The organism is Hartmannibacter diazotrophicus (assembly GCF_900231165.1).
Classification (GTDB): Bacteria; Pseudomonadota; Alphaproteobacteria; order Rhizobiales; family Pleomorphomonadaceae; genus Hartmannibacter; species Hartmannibacter diazotrophicus.
The window spans coordinates 3,173,643-3,190,983 of sequence record NZ_LT960614.1 but is presented as its reverse complement, the minus strand read 5'-3'; the positions used below and the strand labels follow the sequence as shown (position 1 = coordinate 3,190,983).

The 17,341-nt window shown below is 63.8% G+C and carries 15 protein-coding genes; 11 read left to right on the top strand and 4 right to left on the bottom strand.

The genetic code is table 11. The features are described 5' to 3' along the window. Positions 1-284 precede the first annotated feature (284 nt). Together HDIA_RS14900 and bcp are read right to left on the bottom strand one after the other, a co-directional pair. Positions 285-1,100: a ferritin-like domain-containing protein gene (locus tag HDIA_RS14900; protein ID WP_173796242.1), complete on the bottom strand. Its 816-nt coding sequence runs from the start codon at positions 1,098-1,100 to the stop codon at positions 285-287. Between the two features lie 34 nt (positions 1,101-1,134). After that, positions 1,135-1,605, bottom strand: a complete 471-nt coding sequence (gene bcp / locus HDIA_RS14895; RefSeq protein ID WP_099556879.1) for a thioredoxin-dependent thiol peroxidase — start codon at positions 1,603-1,605, stop codon at positions 1,135-1,137. 208 nt (positions 1,606-1,813) lie between these two features. Here bcp and HDIA_RS14890 point away from each other — a divergent pair, with 208 nt between their 5' ends. Beyond that, complete coding sequence (locus HDIA_RS14890; protein ID WP_162292654.1) at positions 1,814-5,008, top strand: YhdP family protein; 3,195 nt, start codon at positions 1,814-1,816, stop codon at positions 5,006-5,008. Between the two features lie 37 nt (positions 5,009-5,045). Here the strand turns inward: HDIA_RS14890 and tyrS are convergent, their stop codons facing one another. Beyond that, positions 5,046-6,299 (bottom strand): tyrosine--tRNA ligase, encoded by a 1,254-nt coding sequence (tyrS, locus tag HDIA_RS14885; protein WP_099558924.1) that lies wholly within the window; start codon positions 6,297-6,299, stop codon positions 5,046-5,048. Between the two features lie 134 nt (positions 6,300-6,433). On the opposite strand from tyrS, the gene HDIA_RS14880 reads away from it, so the two are divergent. After that, positions 6,434-7,570: an anhydro-N-acetylmuramic acid kinase gene (locus tag HDIA_RS14880; protein WP_099558923.1), complete on the top strand. Its 1,137-nt coding sequence runs from the start codon at positions 6,434-6,436 to the stop codon at positions 7,568-7,570. Between the two features lie 108 nt (positions 7,571-7,678). Here the strand turns inward: HDIA_RS14880 and HDIA_RS14875 are convergent, their stop codons facing one another. Further along, positions 7,679-8,329, bottom strand: coding sequence for an alpha/beta hydrolase (locus HDIA_RS14875; RefSeq protein ID WP_099556877.1), 651 nt, complete (start codon positions 8,327-8,329; stop codon positions 7,679-7,681). A gap of 475 nt (positions 8,330-8,804) precedes the next feature. Between HDIA_RS14875 and HDIA_RS14870 the strand changes: the two genes are divergently transcribed. The 9 genes from HDIA_RS14870 (at position 8,805) to HDIA_RS14830 (ending at position 17,316) form a co-directional block, all read left to right on the top strand. Then, positions 8,805-10,013 carry a cysteine desulfurase family protein gene (locus tag HDIA_RS14870; RefSeq protein ID WP_099558922.1) on the top strand — a complete coding sequence of 403 codons (1,209 nt, stop codon included), beginning with the start codon at positions 8,805-8,807 and terminating at the stop codon, positions 10,011-10,013. A 127-nt stretch (positions 10,014-10,140) separates the two neighbouring features. Continuing rightward, on the top strand, positions 10,141-11,619 hold the full coding sequence (gene sufB / locus HDIA_RS14865) for a Fe-S cluster assembly protein SufB (protein WP_099556876.1): 1,479 nt from the start codon (positions 10,141-10,143) through the stop codon (positions 11,617-11,619). Positions 11,620-11,744: 125 nt separating this feature from the next. Continuing rightward, positions 11,745-12,503 (top strand): Fe-S cluster assembly ATPase SufC, encoded by a 759-nt coding sequence (gene sufC / locus HDIA_RS14860; RefSeq protein WP_099556875.1) that lies wholly within the window; start codon positions 11,745-11,747, stop codon positions 12,501-12,503. A 9-nt stretch (positions 12,504-12,512) separates the two neighbouring features. Then, positions 12,513-13,811, top strand: coding sequence for a Fe-S cluster assembly protein SufD (sufD, locus tag HDIA_RS14855; RefSeq protein ID WP_099556874.1), 1,299 nt, complete (start codon positions 12,513-12,515; stop codon positions 13,809-13,811). A 144-nt stretch (positions 13,812-13,955) separates the two neighbouring features. Beyond that, on the top strand, positions 13,956-15,191 hold the full coding sequence (locus HDIA_RS14850) for a cysteine desulfurase (RefSeq protein ID WP_099556873.1): 1,236 nt from the start codon (positions 13,956-13,958) through the stop codon (positions 15,189-15,191). Further along, the gene (locus HDIA_RS14845) at positions 15,188-15,601 is read left to right on the top strand and encodes an SUF system Fe-S cluster assembly protein (protein ID WP_099556872.1); all 414 of its coding nucleotides are present in this window, start codon (positions 15,188-15,190) and stop codon (positions 15,599-15,601) included. Before HDIA_RS14850 ends, HDIA_RS14845 begins: the two co-directional genes overlap by 4 nt. A gap of 62 nt (positions 15,602-15,663) precedes the next feature. Then, entirely contained in the window at positions 15,664-16,029 is a 366-nt protein-coding gene (gene sufA, locus HDIA_RS14840; RefSeq protein WP_099556871.1) for a Fe-S cluster assembly scaffold SufA, read from the top strand. 208 nt (positions 16,030-16,237) lie between these two features. Next, positions 16,238-16,900 (top strand): thiaminase II, encoded by a 663-nt coding sequence (gene tenA / locus HDIA_RS14835; RefSeq protein WP_099556870.1) that lies wholly within the window; start codon positions 16,238-16,240, stop codon positions 16,898-16,900. Positions 16,901-16,950: 50 nt separating this feature from the next. Further along, positions 16,951-17,316 (top strand): TfoX/Sxy family protein, encoded by a 366-nt coding sequence (locus HDIA_RS14830; RefSeq protein WP_099556869.1) that lies wholly within the window; start codon positions 16,951-16,953, stop codon positions 17,314-17,316. The last annotated feature ends 25 nt before the right edge of the window (positions 17,317-17,341 follow it).

Below are 17,341 nucleotides of genomic sequence, written 5' to 3'. Positions count from 1 at the left end.
GTCATTAGACCTTGTTAAGGTTAATGAAGTTTTGCCTTTTTGCCGTTTGGGACGCCTCGACGGTGTCGAATGGCGAGTGACCGCCGCGAAAGGCGGGTGGGCGTCGGACTGTCCGGATTAGCGGTTATATTACAATTTATTACACTGAATGTTCGTGATATGTCCGCGTTCAATGGATATATTAATGATTGAGGTGCGGAAACACGTTCGCGTAATGCGCGAGTATCGCTTTTTGCTGCGCCGGGTGGGCAATCTGCAATGAGAGGGAGAAACCCCTTGCGGGATTAACCTATGATTCGTGCAAGCGGCTTGTAGAAGCCCGGCGTCAGTCCCGCCTCGGAACGAGCCCGGTCGTTGAAGGGGGGCTTCAGGGCGCCGCGGAAATTGCGGCGCACGAGATCGTGGAAGGCCGGTTCCGGAGCAACGCGCTCGCGATCGCACAGAAAGCGGAACCATTTTGCGCCAAAGGCGACATGGCGCTTCTCGTCCCGGTAGATGATGTCGAGGATGGCGGCGCTCGCCTCGTCGCCGCCGGACCGGATCTTCTCGGCCATCGCCGGCGTGACGTCGAGGCCGCGTGCTTCGAGAACCAGCGGGATGACCGCGAGTCGGGCCTTCAGGTCGTGACCCGTGCTTTCCGCCGCCTGCCAGAGGCCGTCGTGAGCGGGCAGGTCGCCGTAGGCGGCGCCGAGTTCCTTCAGCCGCGTGTCGAGCATCGAGAAATGCTTGGCTTCCTCAAGGCCGACCTGCACCCAGTCGTCAAAGAAGGATCGCGGCACCTGCTGATCGACGAAGCGGGCGACGAGATCCCAGGTCAGATCCACGGCGTTGAGTTCGATATGCGTCAGCGAGTGCAGCAGCGCGATGCGTCCGGAAAGCCCGACGGACGACCGGCGGGGCATGTCGCGCGGGGCAAGCAGGAGAGGGCGGGCCGGGCGGCCCGGACGCTCGCTGAGCGCCGGCCCGGTCAAGCCGGTCCCGCGATCGAGCCGGCGCTGGAACCAGTCCCGCGCCGTCTGATAGGCAAGGTCGACCTTCGCCTGAAGATCGGCGGTCGCAACGATCGAACGGGCCCGTTCGCGCAGGCTGTCGCGCTCCATCGGCGATGTCCCTCTTGTTGACGGGTGCCGGAGGTCAGAGCGCCCTGGAGGCGGCGAGCACCTCGGCGACATGGCCCGGGATCTTCACCTTGTGCCAGACCCTGGCGACCTTGCCCTCGGCGTCGATCAGGAAGGTGGAGCGGTCAACGCCCATGTACTTGCGGCCATACATCGACTTTTCCACCCACACGCCATAGGCCTCGATGGCCTGGCGCTCGGGATCGGCGAGAAGTTCAACGGTCAGTCCATGCTTGTCGCGAAACTTGGCGTGCTTTTTTTCCGTATCGGGCGAAATGCCGAGAACCGTGACGCCGGCGGCTTCGAAATCCGCCTTGGCCGCCGTAAAATCAAGGGCTTCCACCGTGCATCCGCTGGTATCGTCCTTGGGGTAGAAGTAGACGACGACCGGCTTTCCCTTGAGCGAGGAAAGGCTGACAGGGGTCCCATCGGCCGTCGGCAGCAAGAAATCGGGGGCCATCTGTCCGGTCTGCGGGGCGTCGGTCATGAAATCGTCCTTTCCTCTTATTGACGGTGTTTGGCATGATGGCCGTGCGATAAGCAAGTCGGCATGAAGCGGATACGTCCGCCGGATTCGGATGGATCGGAAAAACGTCCGCCTTAGGGGACGCGATGCCGCAAGGGATGAGCACATATTGACATCTGAGCCAAAGCCAGACGCCGGACAAGGGGAACTGCCGCCCGTTGACGGGCCCGTGCGGCCTGCGTCCAGGCGCGGCTGGAAGCGTCTGTTCGTCGGGCTGGCGCTGCTGGGGCTGATCATCTGGTCCGGCCGGGCCTTGCTGACCGGGCCCGTGCAGTCCGAATGGATCGCCGGCAAGGTGGCGGCCTATGCCCAGGCCCGCAGCGATGGCAGCGAGATCGGCATCGGCAACCTTGGCCTTTCGCTCGACGTCAGCCTGCGTCCCGTCCTGCATCTGCGCGATGTCCGGGTGAAGCTTGCAAGTGGCGACGTCATTTCGGCTAACACGGTCGAGGCGACCACCGACTGGTCGACGCTTCTGGGGCGGTCGAGGAAGCTCACCTCCATCTTCGCCGACCATGTGCTGGTGGAAATGGTGCCCGGCGCCGGCGTCGAGATTCCCGATCCCATGCTGATGCTCGGATATCTGGAAGGCGAACTGGTGCATGCCGGGCTCGGCTCGGCCGAAGTTTCCTCGCTGACGGTCATGGCCGCCACGAATCGCGACCGTCGGGTGACGTTGCTCGACAGGGTGGCGGTCACGCTGGCCTCGCCGTCCCAGGAGCGCGGCGAGCCGGTGGAGCTTCGTGTCGCGGGGCGGGGCGATTCGGGCCCATGGTCGGCCAACATGACCATCAATGCGGAACCGGGAGGCCAGTCCAGCAAGGTGGCGGTCGTTGCCCGTTCCGTCGATGTCGCCGACCTTGCCCGTCGTCTCGGCGATGCACTTCCCTTCGCTTCGGGGCAGTTCGATGCCGATGTCAGCGCCGAGATCGATCGCCGTGGCCGCGTTCTGTCCGCTGACGGGCAGTTGTCGCTCAGCCAGATCGCCCTTGGCGACCGCGATTCCATCGGGGAGACCCTGCTTCACCATGCCGACCTGACGTTCGCGTGGGACCCCGCCGGCCATGCCATCATGATCACACCCTCCAGTACGGCGTTCGCCGGGGGAAGTGCCACGCTGGCCGGGCGCATCGAGATGCCCCAGAGCCCGGACACGGTGTTTCGCTACAATCTGGCGATGAAGGGCGTTGCCCGCGTTGAGGGCAGCAATCGCCGCCCGGCGGACTTCGTTCTCGATGGCACCTACGATCCGGCTGAAGGGACGATCGTCGTCAACAGGCTGGCCGCCCAGTCCGAACAGTTGAGCTTCACGTCGGCGCTGCGGGTCGCCATGCATGAGACGCAGCCCGTCGTCGCCTTCTCCGGGGCGGCCAAGACGGTCTCCGTGGACGAACTCAAGGCCATCTGGCCCGAATTCATCATCACCAATGCCCATAACTGGGTGCGCGATCACCTGAAGTCGGGCACCGTCACGGACGCTTCCATCGACCTCGGCATGATGCTCGCCTCCGATGAGGGAGGCGATGCGCTTCCGCCGGGGGCTGCAACCGTTGCATTCGACTTCGAGGACGTGACCTTCGACATCTACGACGGCGGCCCGATCGTCACGCAGGCAAGCGGTCACGGCGTCCTGCAGGACGACACGTTTACCGTGACGCTCAAGAAGGGCGTGGCAAAGCTCCCGGACGGCCAGACGCTCGATATGCCGGCTGGCACCTTCCATGTTCCGGTGGTGACGATGCGCGATCCGGACGGATCGGTGGAGCTGGATCTGGAGGGAACCGCGTCCGCCATGCTGGCCCTTTGGCAAAGCCTGCCGCTTTCGAAGGGCAATGATCTTGGCGTCGCGCCCGCGGACCTGATGGGGACCGGCAGCGCGCATGTCTCGCTGGCGATGCCGCTGATCAAGGATCTGCCCGTAAACCGGATCAAGTACACGGCGCAGCTCGAGCTCAGGGCGCTTGGCGCGCGCACGCCCTTTCTCGGACATCAGGTCAGCAACGGCGAGATCGACATCCTGATTGCCGACAACCGGGCCAAGGTCACGGGCCACGCCAGCGTCGACGGTGTCGATACCTCGATCGAGGCTGACCGGCCCCTCGATGGCGGCGAGGAAGGCCAGTCGGCCTTCAAGATGGTGCTTGACGAGGCCGCCCGCAAAAAGCTCGGCCTCGACATGTCGGGCCTGCTCAGCGGCAACATCGGCGTGACCGTCAAGCCGGGAAAGACCGAGGACGGAAAGGACTTTCAGGATCTGACCGTCGACCTGAAATCGGCGAGCCTGTCCCTGCCGACGATCGGCTGGTCCAAGCCGAAGGGCGATCCGGCCACAGCTTCTTTCCGTCTCTTCCAGACGGCGGACAGCACGCAAGTGGAGAAGATCGTCTTCGACGCAGGTGTGGCTCGGGCGGAGGGATCGCTTCGGCTCGACGACGGTCGGCTGGTGCTGGCGAAGTTCCCGCTGGTGCGATTGTCGCGCGGCGACAAGATGCAGGTTTCCTTCGGCGCGGCCGCAAACGGCGGCCATGATCTCTTCATCACCGGCGCGCAGTTCGACGCGCGCGGCTTCCTGAAGGCGCAGACGCAGCAAAGCCCCGTCGGCGTCAATGGGGCTTTCGGCCCGATAAATCTCCAGGTGCGGGTCGACAACGTCCTCGGCAACTACGACGAGGCGCTCGATGGCGTCAATCTCGACGCGACCATTCTGGCAGCGGGTCTGGCCGACCTGTCGCTGACCGCACAGACATCCGGCGGCGGCGCGACGTCGGCGACGATGGATGCCGGGGGGGACCAGCGCAGGCTGATGGTCGAGGCGAGCGAAACGGGCCGGCTGCTGCGCTTCCTCGGCTTCTACACGCGTGTCTATGGCGGGCGGACGACGTTCCAGGCCAGTATCGACAAGGCCGGCAGGGTCACGGGGCGCGTCGACGGTCAGCGCTGGAAGATCGTCGGCGAGCCGGCATTGGCCCGCCTTGCGTCCGAGGCGCCCGATCCCAACAATCCGCAGGACGCAAGAGAAGTGCAGATCCGGCGCCTGCTGCTCGATCTGTCCTTCGCGGATGGCCGCGTTTCGATTTCGGACGGCATGGTGCGGGCGGCGAATGCCGGCCTTTCGCTTCAGGGCGATGTCGACTTCCGTCGCAATGTGCTGAGGATCACCGGGTCCTATTTCCCGGCCGGAACCTTCGACAACTTCCTCTCGCGGATTCCGATCCTCGGGCAGACGCTGTTCGCCAGTGGTCGCGCCGGTCTCGTCGGCGTCACCTATCACCTGAGCGGACCGATTTCCGAACCGCAGCTCTCGATCAATCCGCTGTCAGTGGTCGCGCCGGGAATTCTGAGGAAACTCTTCGAACTCGGGTGAGGGCGGGACCGGTCTTCCAGCCCCGCACCTCGTCCAATCAGACCGCTTTCAGCAGCACGTGCTTCTTGCGCCCGAAGGAGAGCTTGATGACGCCGTCGGCGTTGAGGTCGGTGCGCGCCAGCGCCGCCTTGGGGTCGAAAACCGTCTTGTCGTTGACCTTGAGGCCGCCGCCCTGAACCGCGCGGCGAGCCTCGCCGTTGCTGGCGACGAGGCCGGCCGTCACGAAGGCGGTCAGGACGCCGAGGCCGGCATCGAGCTCGGCGGCCGGGATCTCGATGGTCGGCAGATCTTCGGAAAGGGCGCCTTCCTCGAAGGTCTTGCGCGCGGTTTCCGCAGCCGTCTCGGCGGCCTCACGGCCGTGGAGCAGGGCGGTGATCTCGGTGGCGAGCACCTTCTTGGCCTCGTTGATCTCCGATCCGCCGAGGGCGGCGAGCCTGGCGACCTCGGAGAGCGGCATGGTCGTGTAGAGCTTCAGGAAGCGCTCGACGTCAGCGTCCTCGGTGTTGCGCCAGTACTGCCAGAAATCATAGGGGCTCATCATGTCCGCGTTGAGCCAGACCGCGCCGTTCGCCGTCTTGCCCATCTTGGCGCCGGACGACGTGGTCAGCAGCGGCGAGGTCAGCGCGAAGAGCTGTTTCGTGCCCATGCGATGGCCGAGGTCGATGCCGTTGACGATGTTGCCCCACTGGTCGGAGCCGCCCATCTGCAGCTGGCAGTCGTAGCGCTTGGCCAGTTCCACGAAGTCATAGGCCTGCAGGATCATGTAGTTGAACTCGAGGAAGGAGAGCGACTGCTCGCGCTCCAGCCGGAGCTTCACGCTGTCAAAGGACAGCATGCGGTTGACCGAGAAATGGCGGCCGACATCGCGCAGGAATTCCAGATAGTTCAGCTCGCGCAGCCATTCCGCGTTGTTGATCATCAGCGCGGTGTGCGTGTTGGCGTCGTAGTCGAGATAGTTCGAGAACACGCGCTTGATCGATGCGATGTTGGCCTCGATCGTCTCCAGCGTCATGAGCTGACGCGCCTCGTCCTTGAAGGAGGGGTCGCCCACCATGCCGGTGCCGCCGCCCATCAGCGAGATGGCGCGGTGGCCGGTGGCCTGCAGCCAGTGCAGCATCATGATCTGGATCAGCGAGCCGGCGTGCAGGCTTGGCGCCGTCGGATCGAAGCCGATATAGCCGGTGATCGGACCCTTGACGGCGGCCGCGTCCAGCCCCTCCGGGTCGGAGATCTGGTGGACAAAGCCGCGTTCCGACAGGACATTCAGGAAATCCGACTTGAACGCGCTCATGAAACCCAATTCCTCTTGATCCAGCGGCAGGACTTGGCGCCGCGTGGCGCGGTGTTTAGCAAAGAACGGACGGTGATTCACGCCTGAATTTGGACGGCGATGCGCCTTCACTGATCCGCTCGGAGGTCTGCGAGATGAATTCGTCCCATCCTGTTCCCCAAGCCGGCCGGCCGGTCTGGTGTCTCGGTCTCATGAGCGGGACCTCCATGGATGGCGTCGACGCCGCCCTGATCCTGACGGATGGCGAGACGATTGCCGACTTTGGTCCGACCCATTTCCGGCCCTACAAGGAGCGTGAGCGCGACGCGATGCGGGCGGCGCTGAAGGAAGCGCGCGGCCTCGATGACCGATCAGCCCGCCCTCCGGCACTGGCGGAAGCGGAGCGCATCGTCACCGACTGCCATATCGAGGTCGTCCGAACGCTTGTGGCAAAGGCAGATGAAGCGGGCATCGCGGCGGCACTCGTGGGTTTCCACGGACAGACCGTGTTTCATGCGCCGGATCGGCGTCTGACCGTGCAGATCGGCGATGGGGCGCGGCTTGCACATGAAACGGGTCTGCCGGTCATCTTCGACATGCGCGCGGCTGATGTCGCGAGCGGCGGGCAGGGCGCGCCGCTCGTTCCCGTCTATCACCGGGCGCTGGCGCAAAGGGCCGGGCTTGCCCTGCCGGTCGTGCTCGCCAATCTCGGCGGCGTTGCCAACATCACCTATCTCGGGGCGGACGGAACGCTTGGCGCCTTCGACACCGGGCCGGCCAACGCGCTGATGGACGATTTCATTTCGCGCCGCCTCGGGCATGCATTCGACGAGGCGGGACAGATTGCCGCCAAGGGCCGAGTCTACGAGGCAACGCTCGCCCGGCTGATGGACAATCCCTACTTTGCCGCGCCGTGGCCGAAATCGCTCGACCGCGACGCCTTCGATGCATCGGCGGTGGAGGCGCTTTCCGTGGAGGACGGGCTGGCGACGCTGGCAGCTTTCACGGCCCGGTCTCTGGCGGCGGGGATCGCCCTGCTGCCGGATCGGCCGACGCGGATCGTGGCGGTTGGCGGCGGCGCGCGCAATCCGGTGCTCCTCGGGCATATCGCCGAGGCGTGCGGCGTCGATGCGGTTGCTGGCGACACGCTCGGCTTTGCCGGCGATTTCGTCGAGGCCCAGGCCTTCGGGTTCTTGGCGGCGCGCAGCGTCAGGGGATTGCCGCTGACCTTTCCGGGAACGACGGGCGTCAGGGAACCGATGCGCGGCGGTGTGGTGGCCGAAGCGGCGTGAGACATCTGCCGCGAGATGGCCGTTGGCCGATATGCGTGGTTGTTGGTCAAAAAGAAAGCGGGCCTGCCGTTTGACAGACCCGCTCTCGAAATTCCCGATGAAAACCGGTCAGACTTCCGACATCGCCATCCGGCGGTCGACATAGTCGCCGCAGTAGTCAATCAGCTCGTCGACGCGGTTCTCGAAAAAGTGGTTGGCACCGGTCATGATCTGCTGCTCGATCGTGATGCCCTTCTGGCTCTTCAGCTTGTCCACAAGCGTCTGAACGTCCTTCGTCGGCGCCACCTTGTCGGCGTCGCCGTGAATGATCAGGCCGGACGACGGGCAGGGGGCGAGGAAGGAGAAGTCATGCAGGTTCGCGGGCGGGGCGACCGAGATGAAGCCCTCGATTTCCGGACGGCGCATCAGAAGCTGCATGCCGATCCAGGCGCCGAAGGAAAAGCCGGCAACCCAGCAGGCGCGTGCATCCGGATGGACGGTCTGGACCCAGTCGAGCGCCGAGGCGGCATCGGACAGTTCGCCAGCGCCATGGTCGAACGCGCCCTGGCTGCGGCCGACGCCGCGGAAGTTGAACCTGAGAACGGCGAAACCGCGTTCCTTGAACATATAGAAGAGCTGGTAGGCGATCGCGTTGTTCATCGTGCCGCCAAACTGGGGGTGCGGATGCAGGATGAGAGCGATCGGAGCGTTGCGCTCCTTGGACGGCTGGAAACGGCCTTCGATCCGGCCGGCCGGTCCGTTGAAAATCACTTCAGGCATTCGGTGTCTTCAACCTTCCTGGGCGTTTTGAGACGGGCAGCCTTTACGGAGAGTCACGTAGTCTCACCTTGACTCGCGACGGCCTGCTGCCTACAAACTTTGGAACTATTCGAAACTGCTGTGGACCCTATATAGGTAAGGTCCGCGACGGTTTCGATGGTCGTTCTTGTTGTCGGTTCGCGACATGGCGCGTCCTTCGCGCCGACGTCAAGAAAAATCCGACCTCATCCAAGCGGACGACGGCAGAATCGGCCGCCTGCGACGATCGGGGCGCAGGGACCGTCCGGCGACGAGGATCGTGTCACGGTCTATATGGGGTGCGGGACCGGAGAAAAAAATTCGAAATTTCGGAGTGAATTTCCGAATTTGTAATTCGTCTAAAGAGCGACAGGCCGATAGACCCGACGACATCTGAAAATCGGGATTCAGGCAGGCTTTGAGATCGACGAAACCGGGCATCGAGGAAGAGACCAAGTTGGCACCCGCAAAGCGCATCTATCTTGATCATAACGCCGGAGCGCCGCTGCTGGAAAGCGCGCGCCAGGCGATGATCGATGCCTTGTCGGCGTCCGGGAATGCCTCCTCCGTCCATGGCGAGGGGCGGGCGGCCCGCCAGCGGATCAATGCCGCGCGCCGCGTGCTTGCCGGCTTCGTCGGGGCAAGCCCCAAGGCCGTCACCTTCACGTCAGGCGGCTCTGAGGCCGCGATGACCGTGCTGACGCCCGACTGGCACATGAACGGCAAGCCGCTCACCTTCGACCGGCTTCTCGTCTCCGCCGTCGAGCACCCCTGCGTCCTCAAGGGCGGGCGCTTTGCGGCCGACCGCGTCGAGACGATCCCGGTGGACGGCGAAGGGCTCGTCGACCTCGGCTGGCTGGCGCATCGCCTCGGCGAGATCGCCGCCGCCGGTGAGCGGCCATTCGTTTCCGTCATGCTCGCCAACAACGAGACGGGCGTCCTCCAGCCGGTGAGCGAGATCGCGGCGCTGACGCATGCCGCGCACGGGCTGATGCACAGCGATGCCGTGCAGGCGCTCGGCAAGATCGAAATCGATCTTGCAACGCTCGGTGCGGACGTCATCACGCTGTCGGCCCACAAGATCGGCGGGCCGCAGGGTGCGGGCGCGATCGTCAGGGCAACCGACATGATTTCCTTCGCACCGCTCATCACTGGTGGTGGGCAGGAGGGCTATGCCCGTGCCGGCACCGAGAATGTCGCCGCCATCTCCGGCTTTGCCGCCGCGGTCGAGCATGCTCGCGCGGAGATGGCTGGCTGGCCTGAAATTGCGGCGCTTCGCGACCGCCTGCAGGGCGCGATGACGGACTTCGCGCCTTCGGTCCGGGTTCTTTCGGCGAATGCGCCGCGCCTTCCGAACACGCTGGCGATCGCCGCCGAGGGGCTGGATGCGGAGACCGCCGTCATCGCCTTCGATCTCGCCGGCATCGCGGTCTCCTCGGGTTCCGCGTGTTCGTCGGGCAAGGTGGGACCCAGCCATGTGCTTGCGGCCATGGGCCTCGACCACGATATGGCAAGGAGAGGACTGCGCATCAGCCTCGGCCTTGAGACGACGGCCGACGAGATCGACCGGTTCGTTGCCGAATGGCGCAAGGTTGCCAAAGGGCTTGCGGGCGCGCAGACGCAACAGGATCTGAAGGGAGACAGCGGCGAAAGCCGCGCGGCCTGAAAAGCTTGCCCGATGATGTGCCGGTTCTTGAGACCGACCCGCATCGACAGCGCGCGCCTCGTCAGGCATTTCGATAGAGAAGACGCAATCCCGCGGCCCTTGAAGCCGCCTCGGATGGAGTGAGAAAATGGCTGCAGTTCAAGAGACGATCGAAACCGTCTCGGCGATTGACGTTGACAAGTACAAGTACGGTTTCGAGACAATCATCGAGTCCGAGCTTGCGCCCAAGGGGCTCGACGAGAGCACCGTCCGCTATATTTCCGCCAAGAAGGGCGAGCCGCAGTGGTTGCTGGACTGGCGCCTTGAAGCGTTCCGCCGCTGGCAGACCATGAGCGAGCCGACCTGGGCGCGTGTCGAGTATCCGAAGATCGATTTTCAGGATCTCTACTACTATTCCGCTCCGAAGAAGACGGCGGGTCCGAAGAGCCTCGACGAGGTCGACCCGGAGTTGCTGGCGACCTACGAGAAGCTCGGCATTCCGCTCAAGGAGCAGGAAATCCTTGCCGGTGTCGAAGGCTCCGACAAGCCGCGGGTTGCCGTCGATGCCGTCTTCGACAGCGTTTCGGTCGTCACCACCTTCAAGGCGGAGCTTGCCAAGCACGGCGTGATCTTCTGCTCGATCTCCGAGGCGGTGCGCGAGCATCCCGAGCTTGTGAAGAAGTATCTCGGCACGGTCGTTCCGACGTCGGATAACTTCTATGCGACGCTGAATTCGGCGGTGTTCTCGGACGGTTCGTTTGTCTACATCCCCAAGGGCGTGCGCTGCCCGATGGAGCTTTCGACCTATTTCCGCATCAACGAGAAGAACACCGGCCAGTTCGAGCGCACGCTGATCATCGCCGACGAAGGCTCCTATGTCTCGTATCTGGAAGGCTGCACCGCGCCGACCCGCGACGAGAACCAGCTTCACGCGGCCGTCGTCGAACTGGTCGCGCTGAAGGACGCCGAGATCAAGTATTCCACCGTCCAGAACTGGTATCCGGGCGACAAGAATGGCAAGGGCGGCGTCTACAACTTTGTGACCAAGCGCGGCGATTGCCGCGGCGACAACTCGAAGATCTCCTGGACGCAGGTCGAGACCGGTTCGGCGATCACCTGGAAATACCCGAGCTGCATCCTGCGCGGCGACAATTCGGTCGGCGAATTCTATTCGATCGCCATCTCGAACGGCCGCCAGCAGATCGACAGCGGCACCAAGATGGTCCATCTCGGCAAGAACACGCGCTCGCGGATCATTTCCAAGGGCATTTCCGCCGGCAAGTCGAACAACACCTATCGCGGCCTCGTCTCGGCGAACCGCAAGGCCGACAACGCGCGCAACTTCACGCAGTGCGACAGCCTTCTGATCGGCGAGACCTGCGGCGCCCATACGGTGCCCTATATCGAGAGCCGCAACGCGACCGCCGTCTTCGAGCATGAGGCGACGACCTCGAAGATCTCCGACGACCAGATGTTCTACTGCACCTCGCGCGGGCTTTCCGAGGAGGAGGCGGTGGCGCTCATTGTCAACGGCTTCGTCAAGGACGTGCTGCAGCACCTGCCGATGGAATTCATGGTCGAGACCCAGAAGCTGATCGGCATCAGCCTCGAGGGCAGCGTCGGCTGACTGCTTCACACTTGAATTCGGTCATGGTCCGCTTTCGCGGTCCATGACCGGTACGGACAAGTGATTGCGAAATTCGGCCTCCGCGACAGCGTCGAGGCCTGGAAACGATAGGAAACGTGACGAAAATGCTTGAGATCAAGAACCTGCATGCCCGCATTGCCGAAGACGGCACCGAGATCCTGAAGGGCATCGACCTGACCATCGAGGCCGGCAAGGTGCACGCCATCATGGGCCCGAACGGCTCTGGCAAGTCGACTCTTTCCTATGTCCTCGCGGGCAAGGACGACTATGAGGTCACCGAGGGCGACATCCTCTTCAACGGCGAGTCGATCCTGGAATTGGGGCCGGACGAGCGCGCGGCGGCCGGCTTCTTCCTTGCCTTCCAGTATCCGATCGAAATCCCGGGCGTTGCGACGATGACCTTCCTGAAGGCCGCGATCAACGCCCAGCGCAAGGCGCGGGGGACGAGCGAGATCACGACGCCGGACTTCATGCGCCTCGTCAAGGAAACCTCGAAGCGCCTCAACATCTCGGCCGAGATGCTGAAGCGGCCGCTCAACGTCGGTTTCTCCGGCGGCGAGAAGAAGCGCAACGAGATCATGCAGATGGCCCTGCTCGAGCCGAAGCTCTGCATTCTCGACGAGACCGATTCCGGCCTCGACATCGACGCGCTCAAGGTCGTTTCCGACGGCGTCAACGCGTTGCGTTCGCCGGACCGCGCCTTCGTCGTCATCACCCATTACCAGCGCCTGCTCGACCATATCGTGCCGGACGTGGTGCACGTTCTTTCCGCCGGCCGGATCGTCAAGACCGGCGGGCCGGAACTGGCGCTGGAGTTGGAAAAGAACGGCTATGCCGACTATGTCGGCCAGGAAGCGGCGTGAGGTTTGACGATGACTGTTGTTGAACCGATCCGTATGAAGACCGCCGCCGAGGAAGGCCTCGCGGCCATCTTCGACGCGGCGATCGACAGCCTTCCGGGTACGGATGCTGTCGGAGAAGCCCGCCGCAAGGCATTCGCGCTGATCCGCGACAAGGGGTTGCCGCACCGCCGTATCGAGGCGTTCCACTATACCGACCTGCGGTCGCTTCTGCGCAGCGTGCCGCCGCTCGCGGCTGTCGCTCCGGATGCGGTTGAGGACGCGCTTGTTGCCGACGCAATGCTCGTCGGCTTCACCAATGGCCGCCTGACGCATCTGCCGGAAGAGATCGAGGGCGTTGCCTTCACCAGCTTCACGGATGTCGTGGCGTCGGCTTCGAGCTTCGACGTTGCGGTGAAGGACGATCCTGCCGACACCGTGCCGAGCCTCAACGCGGCGTTCGCCACGGACGGCGCGCGGATCGTCGTCTCCAAGGACGTACCGGCAGGCACGGTGATTGAGCTTCAGTCCGTTTTCGTCGGCGAAGGCCAGGTGCATCTGGCCCATCGGATCGTCGTCGAGCCCGGTGCTGAAGTGACGATCGTCGACCGGCAGAGCGGTCCGCGCCTGACCGACTATCTGTCCACCGAGGTGCTCGACATCGCGGTGGGCGAGGGCGCCAAGGCAACGCTTGTGCGGCTGCAGGAAGAGGGCGACACGGCAACGAGGCTCGACCGTCTTTCGGTCACGCTGGCGGAGAAGGCAGATTTCGCGCTTCATGCCGTCGCAACGGGTGCCGGCCTCTGGCGCAGCGAGATCAACCTCACGATTGCCGGCGACCACGTCAACGCGACGCTTCAGGGGGCCAGCCTTCTCAAGGGCCGTCAGCATGGCGACGTGACGATGTTTGTCGACCATGCCGCGCTGCATGGCACCTCGAAGGAGACCTTCAAGGCGGTTGTCACCGACGAGGCGCGAGGCGTTTTCCAGGGCAAGATTCTCGTCGAGCCGGGCGCGCAGAAGACCGACGGCAAGATGATGTCGAACGGGCTGCTGCTCTCCGATAAGGCTGATTTCCTGACCAAGCCGGAGCTCGAAATCTTCGCCGACGACGTCGTCTGCGGTCACGGTGCGACCTGCGGCGATATCGACGAGACCCATCTCTTCTATCTGATGGCGCGGGGCATTCCCCGGCACGAAGCCGAAAGGCTTCTCGTGGCCGCCTTCGTGGAAGAGGTGATCGACGAGATCGAGAACGAGGCGCTGAAGGAGGCGCTGGAAGGCCGGATCGAGGCCTGGCTGGCGGCACGCTCGCAAGCGGCTGCGGCGTAAGGCGGATCGGTCGTCCTCTTGCGCTCTTGGCGCGCGGGAACGACGACGGCAACATGCCGGTGTGCCTGGCGGCCACAGGATCAAGGCGCCGAATGGCGCCGGTTCCGGCCGCCGGCAGGACCGACAAACGGAAAGAACACCATCATGGACGCGGCAACGAAACCCTATGACGTGGAGCGGATCCGGCAGGATTTCCCGATCCTGTCGAAGACCGTCTACGGCAAGCCGCTGGTCTATCTCGACAACGGCGCCTCGGCCCAGAAGCCGAAGGCCGTTCTCGACCGGATCATGAAGGCCTATACGGAAGAGTATTCCAACGTCCACCGCGGCCTGCACTTCCTCTCCAATGCGGCGACGGAAGCGTATGAGGAGGCGCGCGAGATCGTGCGCGGCTTCCTCAACGCGGCGAGCACGGACGAGATCATCTTCACCCGTTCCTCGACCGAGGCGATCAACCTCGTCGCCAGTTCCTACGGCGGCATGGTGCTCGGGGAAGGGGACGAGGTCATCCTCTCGATCCTGGAGCACCACTCCAACATCGTGCCATGGAATTTCCACCGCGAGCGGAAGGGCGCCGTGATCAAGTGGGCGCCGATCGACGAGGACGGCAGCTTCCTGATCGAAGAGTTCGAGAAACTGATCACGCCGAAGACGAAGATGGTCGCGATCACGCATGTCTCGAACGTCACCGGCACGGTCGTCCCGGTCAAGGAAGTGATCCGCATCGCCCATGCCCATGGCATCAAGGTGCTGATTGACGGCAGCCAGGGCGCGGTTCACCTGCCGGTCGACGTGCGCGATCTCGACGCGGACTTCTATGTCTTCACCGGCCACAAGGTCTACGGGCCGACGGGCATCGGCGTCCTCTACGCCAAGAAGGCGCTGCTGGAGGAGATGCCGCCCTATATGGGTGGCGGCGAGATGATCCTCGACGTGACCGAGGATTTCGTCACCTATGGCCATCCGCCCCATCGCTTCGAGGCAGGCACGCCGCCGATCGTGCAGGCGATCGGCCTCGGTGCCGCGCTGCGCTACATGGACGAGATCGGTCGCGAGGCGATCCTTGCGCATGAGGAAACCTTGCGCGACTATGCCCATGAACGGCTTGGCGCGATGAATTCGCTGCGCATCTTCGGCACGGCGCCGGGCAAGGCGGCCATCGTCTCCTTCGAGATGAAGGGCGCCCATGCCCACGACGTTGCGACCGTGATCGATCGTGCGGGCGTTGCGGTTCGTGCAGGGACGCATTGCGCCCAGCCCCTGTTGAACCGCTTTGGCGTCACCTCCACATGCAGGGCATCCTTCGGGCTCTACAACACCCGCGAGGAGATCGACACCCTGGCAATGGCGCTCGAAAAGGCGCGGAGCATGTTCGAATGACGAGCGAAAATCTTGACCAGACGGCGGTCGAAACCGCAGGCGAGGCGGCTGACGAGGCAAAGCCCGTTCCCGGTTCGTCGGAGAGTGCCATTCCGCCGGAGGAACTGGACCGGCTGACCGACGACATCATCGCGGCGCTGAAGACCGTCTACGATCCGGAAATCCCGGTCGATATCTATGAACTCGGCCTCGTCTACCGGATCGACATCGACGATGATCGTGGTGTCGCCATCGACATGACGCTGACGGCGCCGGGCTGTCCGGTGGCTGGTGAGATGCCGGGCTGGGTGGAAAATGCGGTCGGAGCGGTTGCGGGCGTTGGCGACATACGCGTTCGTATGGTCTTCGATCCGCCGTGGTCACAGGATATGATGTCGGAAGAGGCGCAGGTCGCGCTCAACATGTATTGAGCAGCTTGCGTCGCCCCAGGCGGTCCCGGCCTTTAACCGGGCATCGACAGGAAGGTAAGACAATGGGTGTGAGGCCGAAGCTTCAGGTGATGACGATCACCGACCGCGCCGCGGAGCGCGTGCGGGAGATCATGGAAAACGCCGAGAACGACGTGATCGGCGTGCGCGTCGGCGTCAAGAACGGCGGCTGTGCCGGCATGTCCTATACGCTGGACTATGTGAGCGAGCCGCAGCCGGGCGAGGACAGGATCGACGACAAGGGCGTCTCCATCTTCATCGATCCCAAGGCGGTTCTCTTTCTGCTCGGCACGGAGATGGATTTCGAGACGAGCGAGCTTCGCTCGGGCTTCACCTTCCAGAACCCCAATCAGGTCTCGGCCTGCGGCTGCGGCGAATCCGTGGAACTGAAGCCGGCACAGGTGGACTGAAGACCACTGGCCATGGTCTTCGTCCTTAGAGATGAATGACCCATGCGTTCCCTTTTGCGGCGCGTCGAAAGTGTTGCGCCGCATCGGGCCCTGCCTTTCCGGGCATTTCAGCGGTATCGATCTGACGTGGATGGTCCGCAACCGCGGGCCATCGCCACAACGGAGCGTGACCCATTCTTGGCCCCTGTGGCCGACACCGGAAATCCCCATGACCCTGTTTGACCGCCTGAAGGCTGCCTCGGCCGACGACTGGACCGCCTATGTCGAGCATGACTTCGTTCGCCAGCTTGGCGAGGGAACGCTGCCGGTGCCGGCCTTCCGGACCTATCTCGTCCAGGATTATCTGTTCCTGATCCATTTTGCCCGGGCCTATGCGCTCGGCATCTTCAAGGGCCGCCATCTGGCGGACATGCGTTCGGCTCTTGCATCCGTCAACGCGATCCTCGGTGAGATGGACCTGCATGTTGGCTTCTGTGCCGAATGGGGGATTTCGGAAGCGGAACTGGAGAGGACGCCGGAAGAGCGTGCCAACACGGCCTATACCCGCTTTGTCATCGACGCGGGCCTGCGCGGAGACCTTCTTGACCTTCACGTCGCGCTCGCGCCCTGCGTCATCGGCTATGCCGAGATCGCCAGGCGGCTTGCGGCAACGGCAAAGGGCGCCGACCCTGCCAACCCTTACGCGCGCTGGATCGCCGAATATTCGGGCGAGGCCTATGCAGCGGTCGCCGAGGCAGCCATCGCCAAGCTCGACAGCCTCGGCGACGAGCTTCTGACCGAGAAGCGGTTTACCGCCGTGTCTGATCTCTTTGCCCAGGCAAGTCGGCTCGAAGCGGATTTCTGGCAGATGGGTCTCGACGCCGCCGGCTGACGGGAGCACCTTCTGGCGATCGAAGCAGGGGCGTGCCGGGGAGCAGGGCGATGGCGAACGAGGGTTTTGGCGACTATCTGACCGAACTCTTCGAGCCTCTTGGTGGCGTTTCGATGCGGCGCATGTTCGGCGGCGTCGGCGTTTTCTGCGATGGCCTGATGTTCGCGCTGCTGGCGCGCGACGTCCTCTATCTCAAGAGCGATGGCGAGACGGATGCGGCCTTCGAAGCGGAGGGATGCGAGCCGTTCTCCTATGAAGCCAAGGGCGAGCGGCGCGTGATCACATCCTATCGCCGGGTTCCGGAACGGCTGTTCGATGAGACGGACGACTTCGCCGAGTGGGCGAGGGGCGCGTTTCAGGTGGCATTGAGGGCCGAAAACGCCAAGAAGGCCCCGCGCCGACGCAAGTCGGGCTAGCCGTTCAACCGGTCGGTCAGAAAGG

Coding starts and splice junctions, on each gene's coding strand:
- HDIA_RS14900 (WP_173796242.1), bottom strand. CDS start 1,100: ATGGAGCGCGACAGCCTGCGCGAACGGGCCCGTTCGATCGTTGCGACC.
- bcp (WP_099556879.1), bottom strand. CDS start 1,605: ATGACCGACGCCCCGCAGACCGGACAGATGGCCCCCGATTTCTTGCTG.
- tyrS (WP_099558924.1), bottom strand. CDS start 6,299: ATGAGCGCGTTCAAGTCGGATTTCCTGAATGTCCTGTCGGAACGCGGC.
- HDIA_RS14880 (WP_099558923.1), top strand. CDS start 6,434: ATGAATTCGTCCCATCCTGTTCCCCAAGCCGGCCGGCCGGTCTGGTGT.
- HDIA_RS14875 (WP_099556877.1), bottom strand. CDS start 8,329: ATGCCTGAAGTGATTTTCAACGGACCGGCCGGCCGGATCGAAGGCCGT.
- sufB (WP_099556876.1), top strand. CDS start 10,141: ATGGCTGCAGTTCAAGAGACGATCGAAACCGTCTCGGCGATTGACGTT.
- sufC (WP_099556875.1), top strand. CDS start 11,745: ATGCTTGAGATCAAGAACCTGCATGCCCGCATTGCCGAAGACGGCACC.
- sufD (WP_099556874.1), top strand. CDS start 12,513: ATGACTGTTGTTGAACCGATCCGTATGAAGACCGCCGCCGAGGAAGGC.
- HDIA_RS14850 (WP_099556873.1), top strand. CDS start 13,956: ATGGACGCGGCAACGAAACCCTATGACGTGGAGCGGATCCGGCAGGAT.
- HDIA_RS14845 (WP_099556872.1), top strand. CDS start 15,188: ATGACGAGCGAAAATCTTGACCAGACGGCGGTCGAAACCGCAGGCGAG.
- sufA (WP_099556871.1), top strand. CDS start 15,664: ATGGGTGTGAGGCCGAAGCTTCAGGTGATGACGATCACCGACCGCGCC.
- tenA (WP_099556870.1), top strand. CDS start 16,238: ATGACCCTGTTTGACCGCCTGAAGGCTGCCTCGGCCGACGACTGGACC.
- HDIA_RS14830 (WP_099556869.1), top strand. CDS start 16,951: ATGGCGAACGAGGGTTTTGGCGACTATCTGACCGAACTCTTCGAGCCT.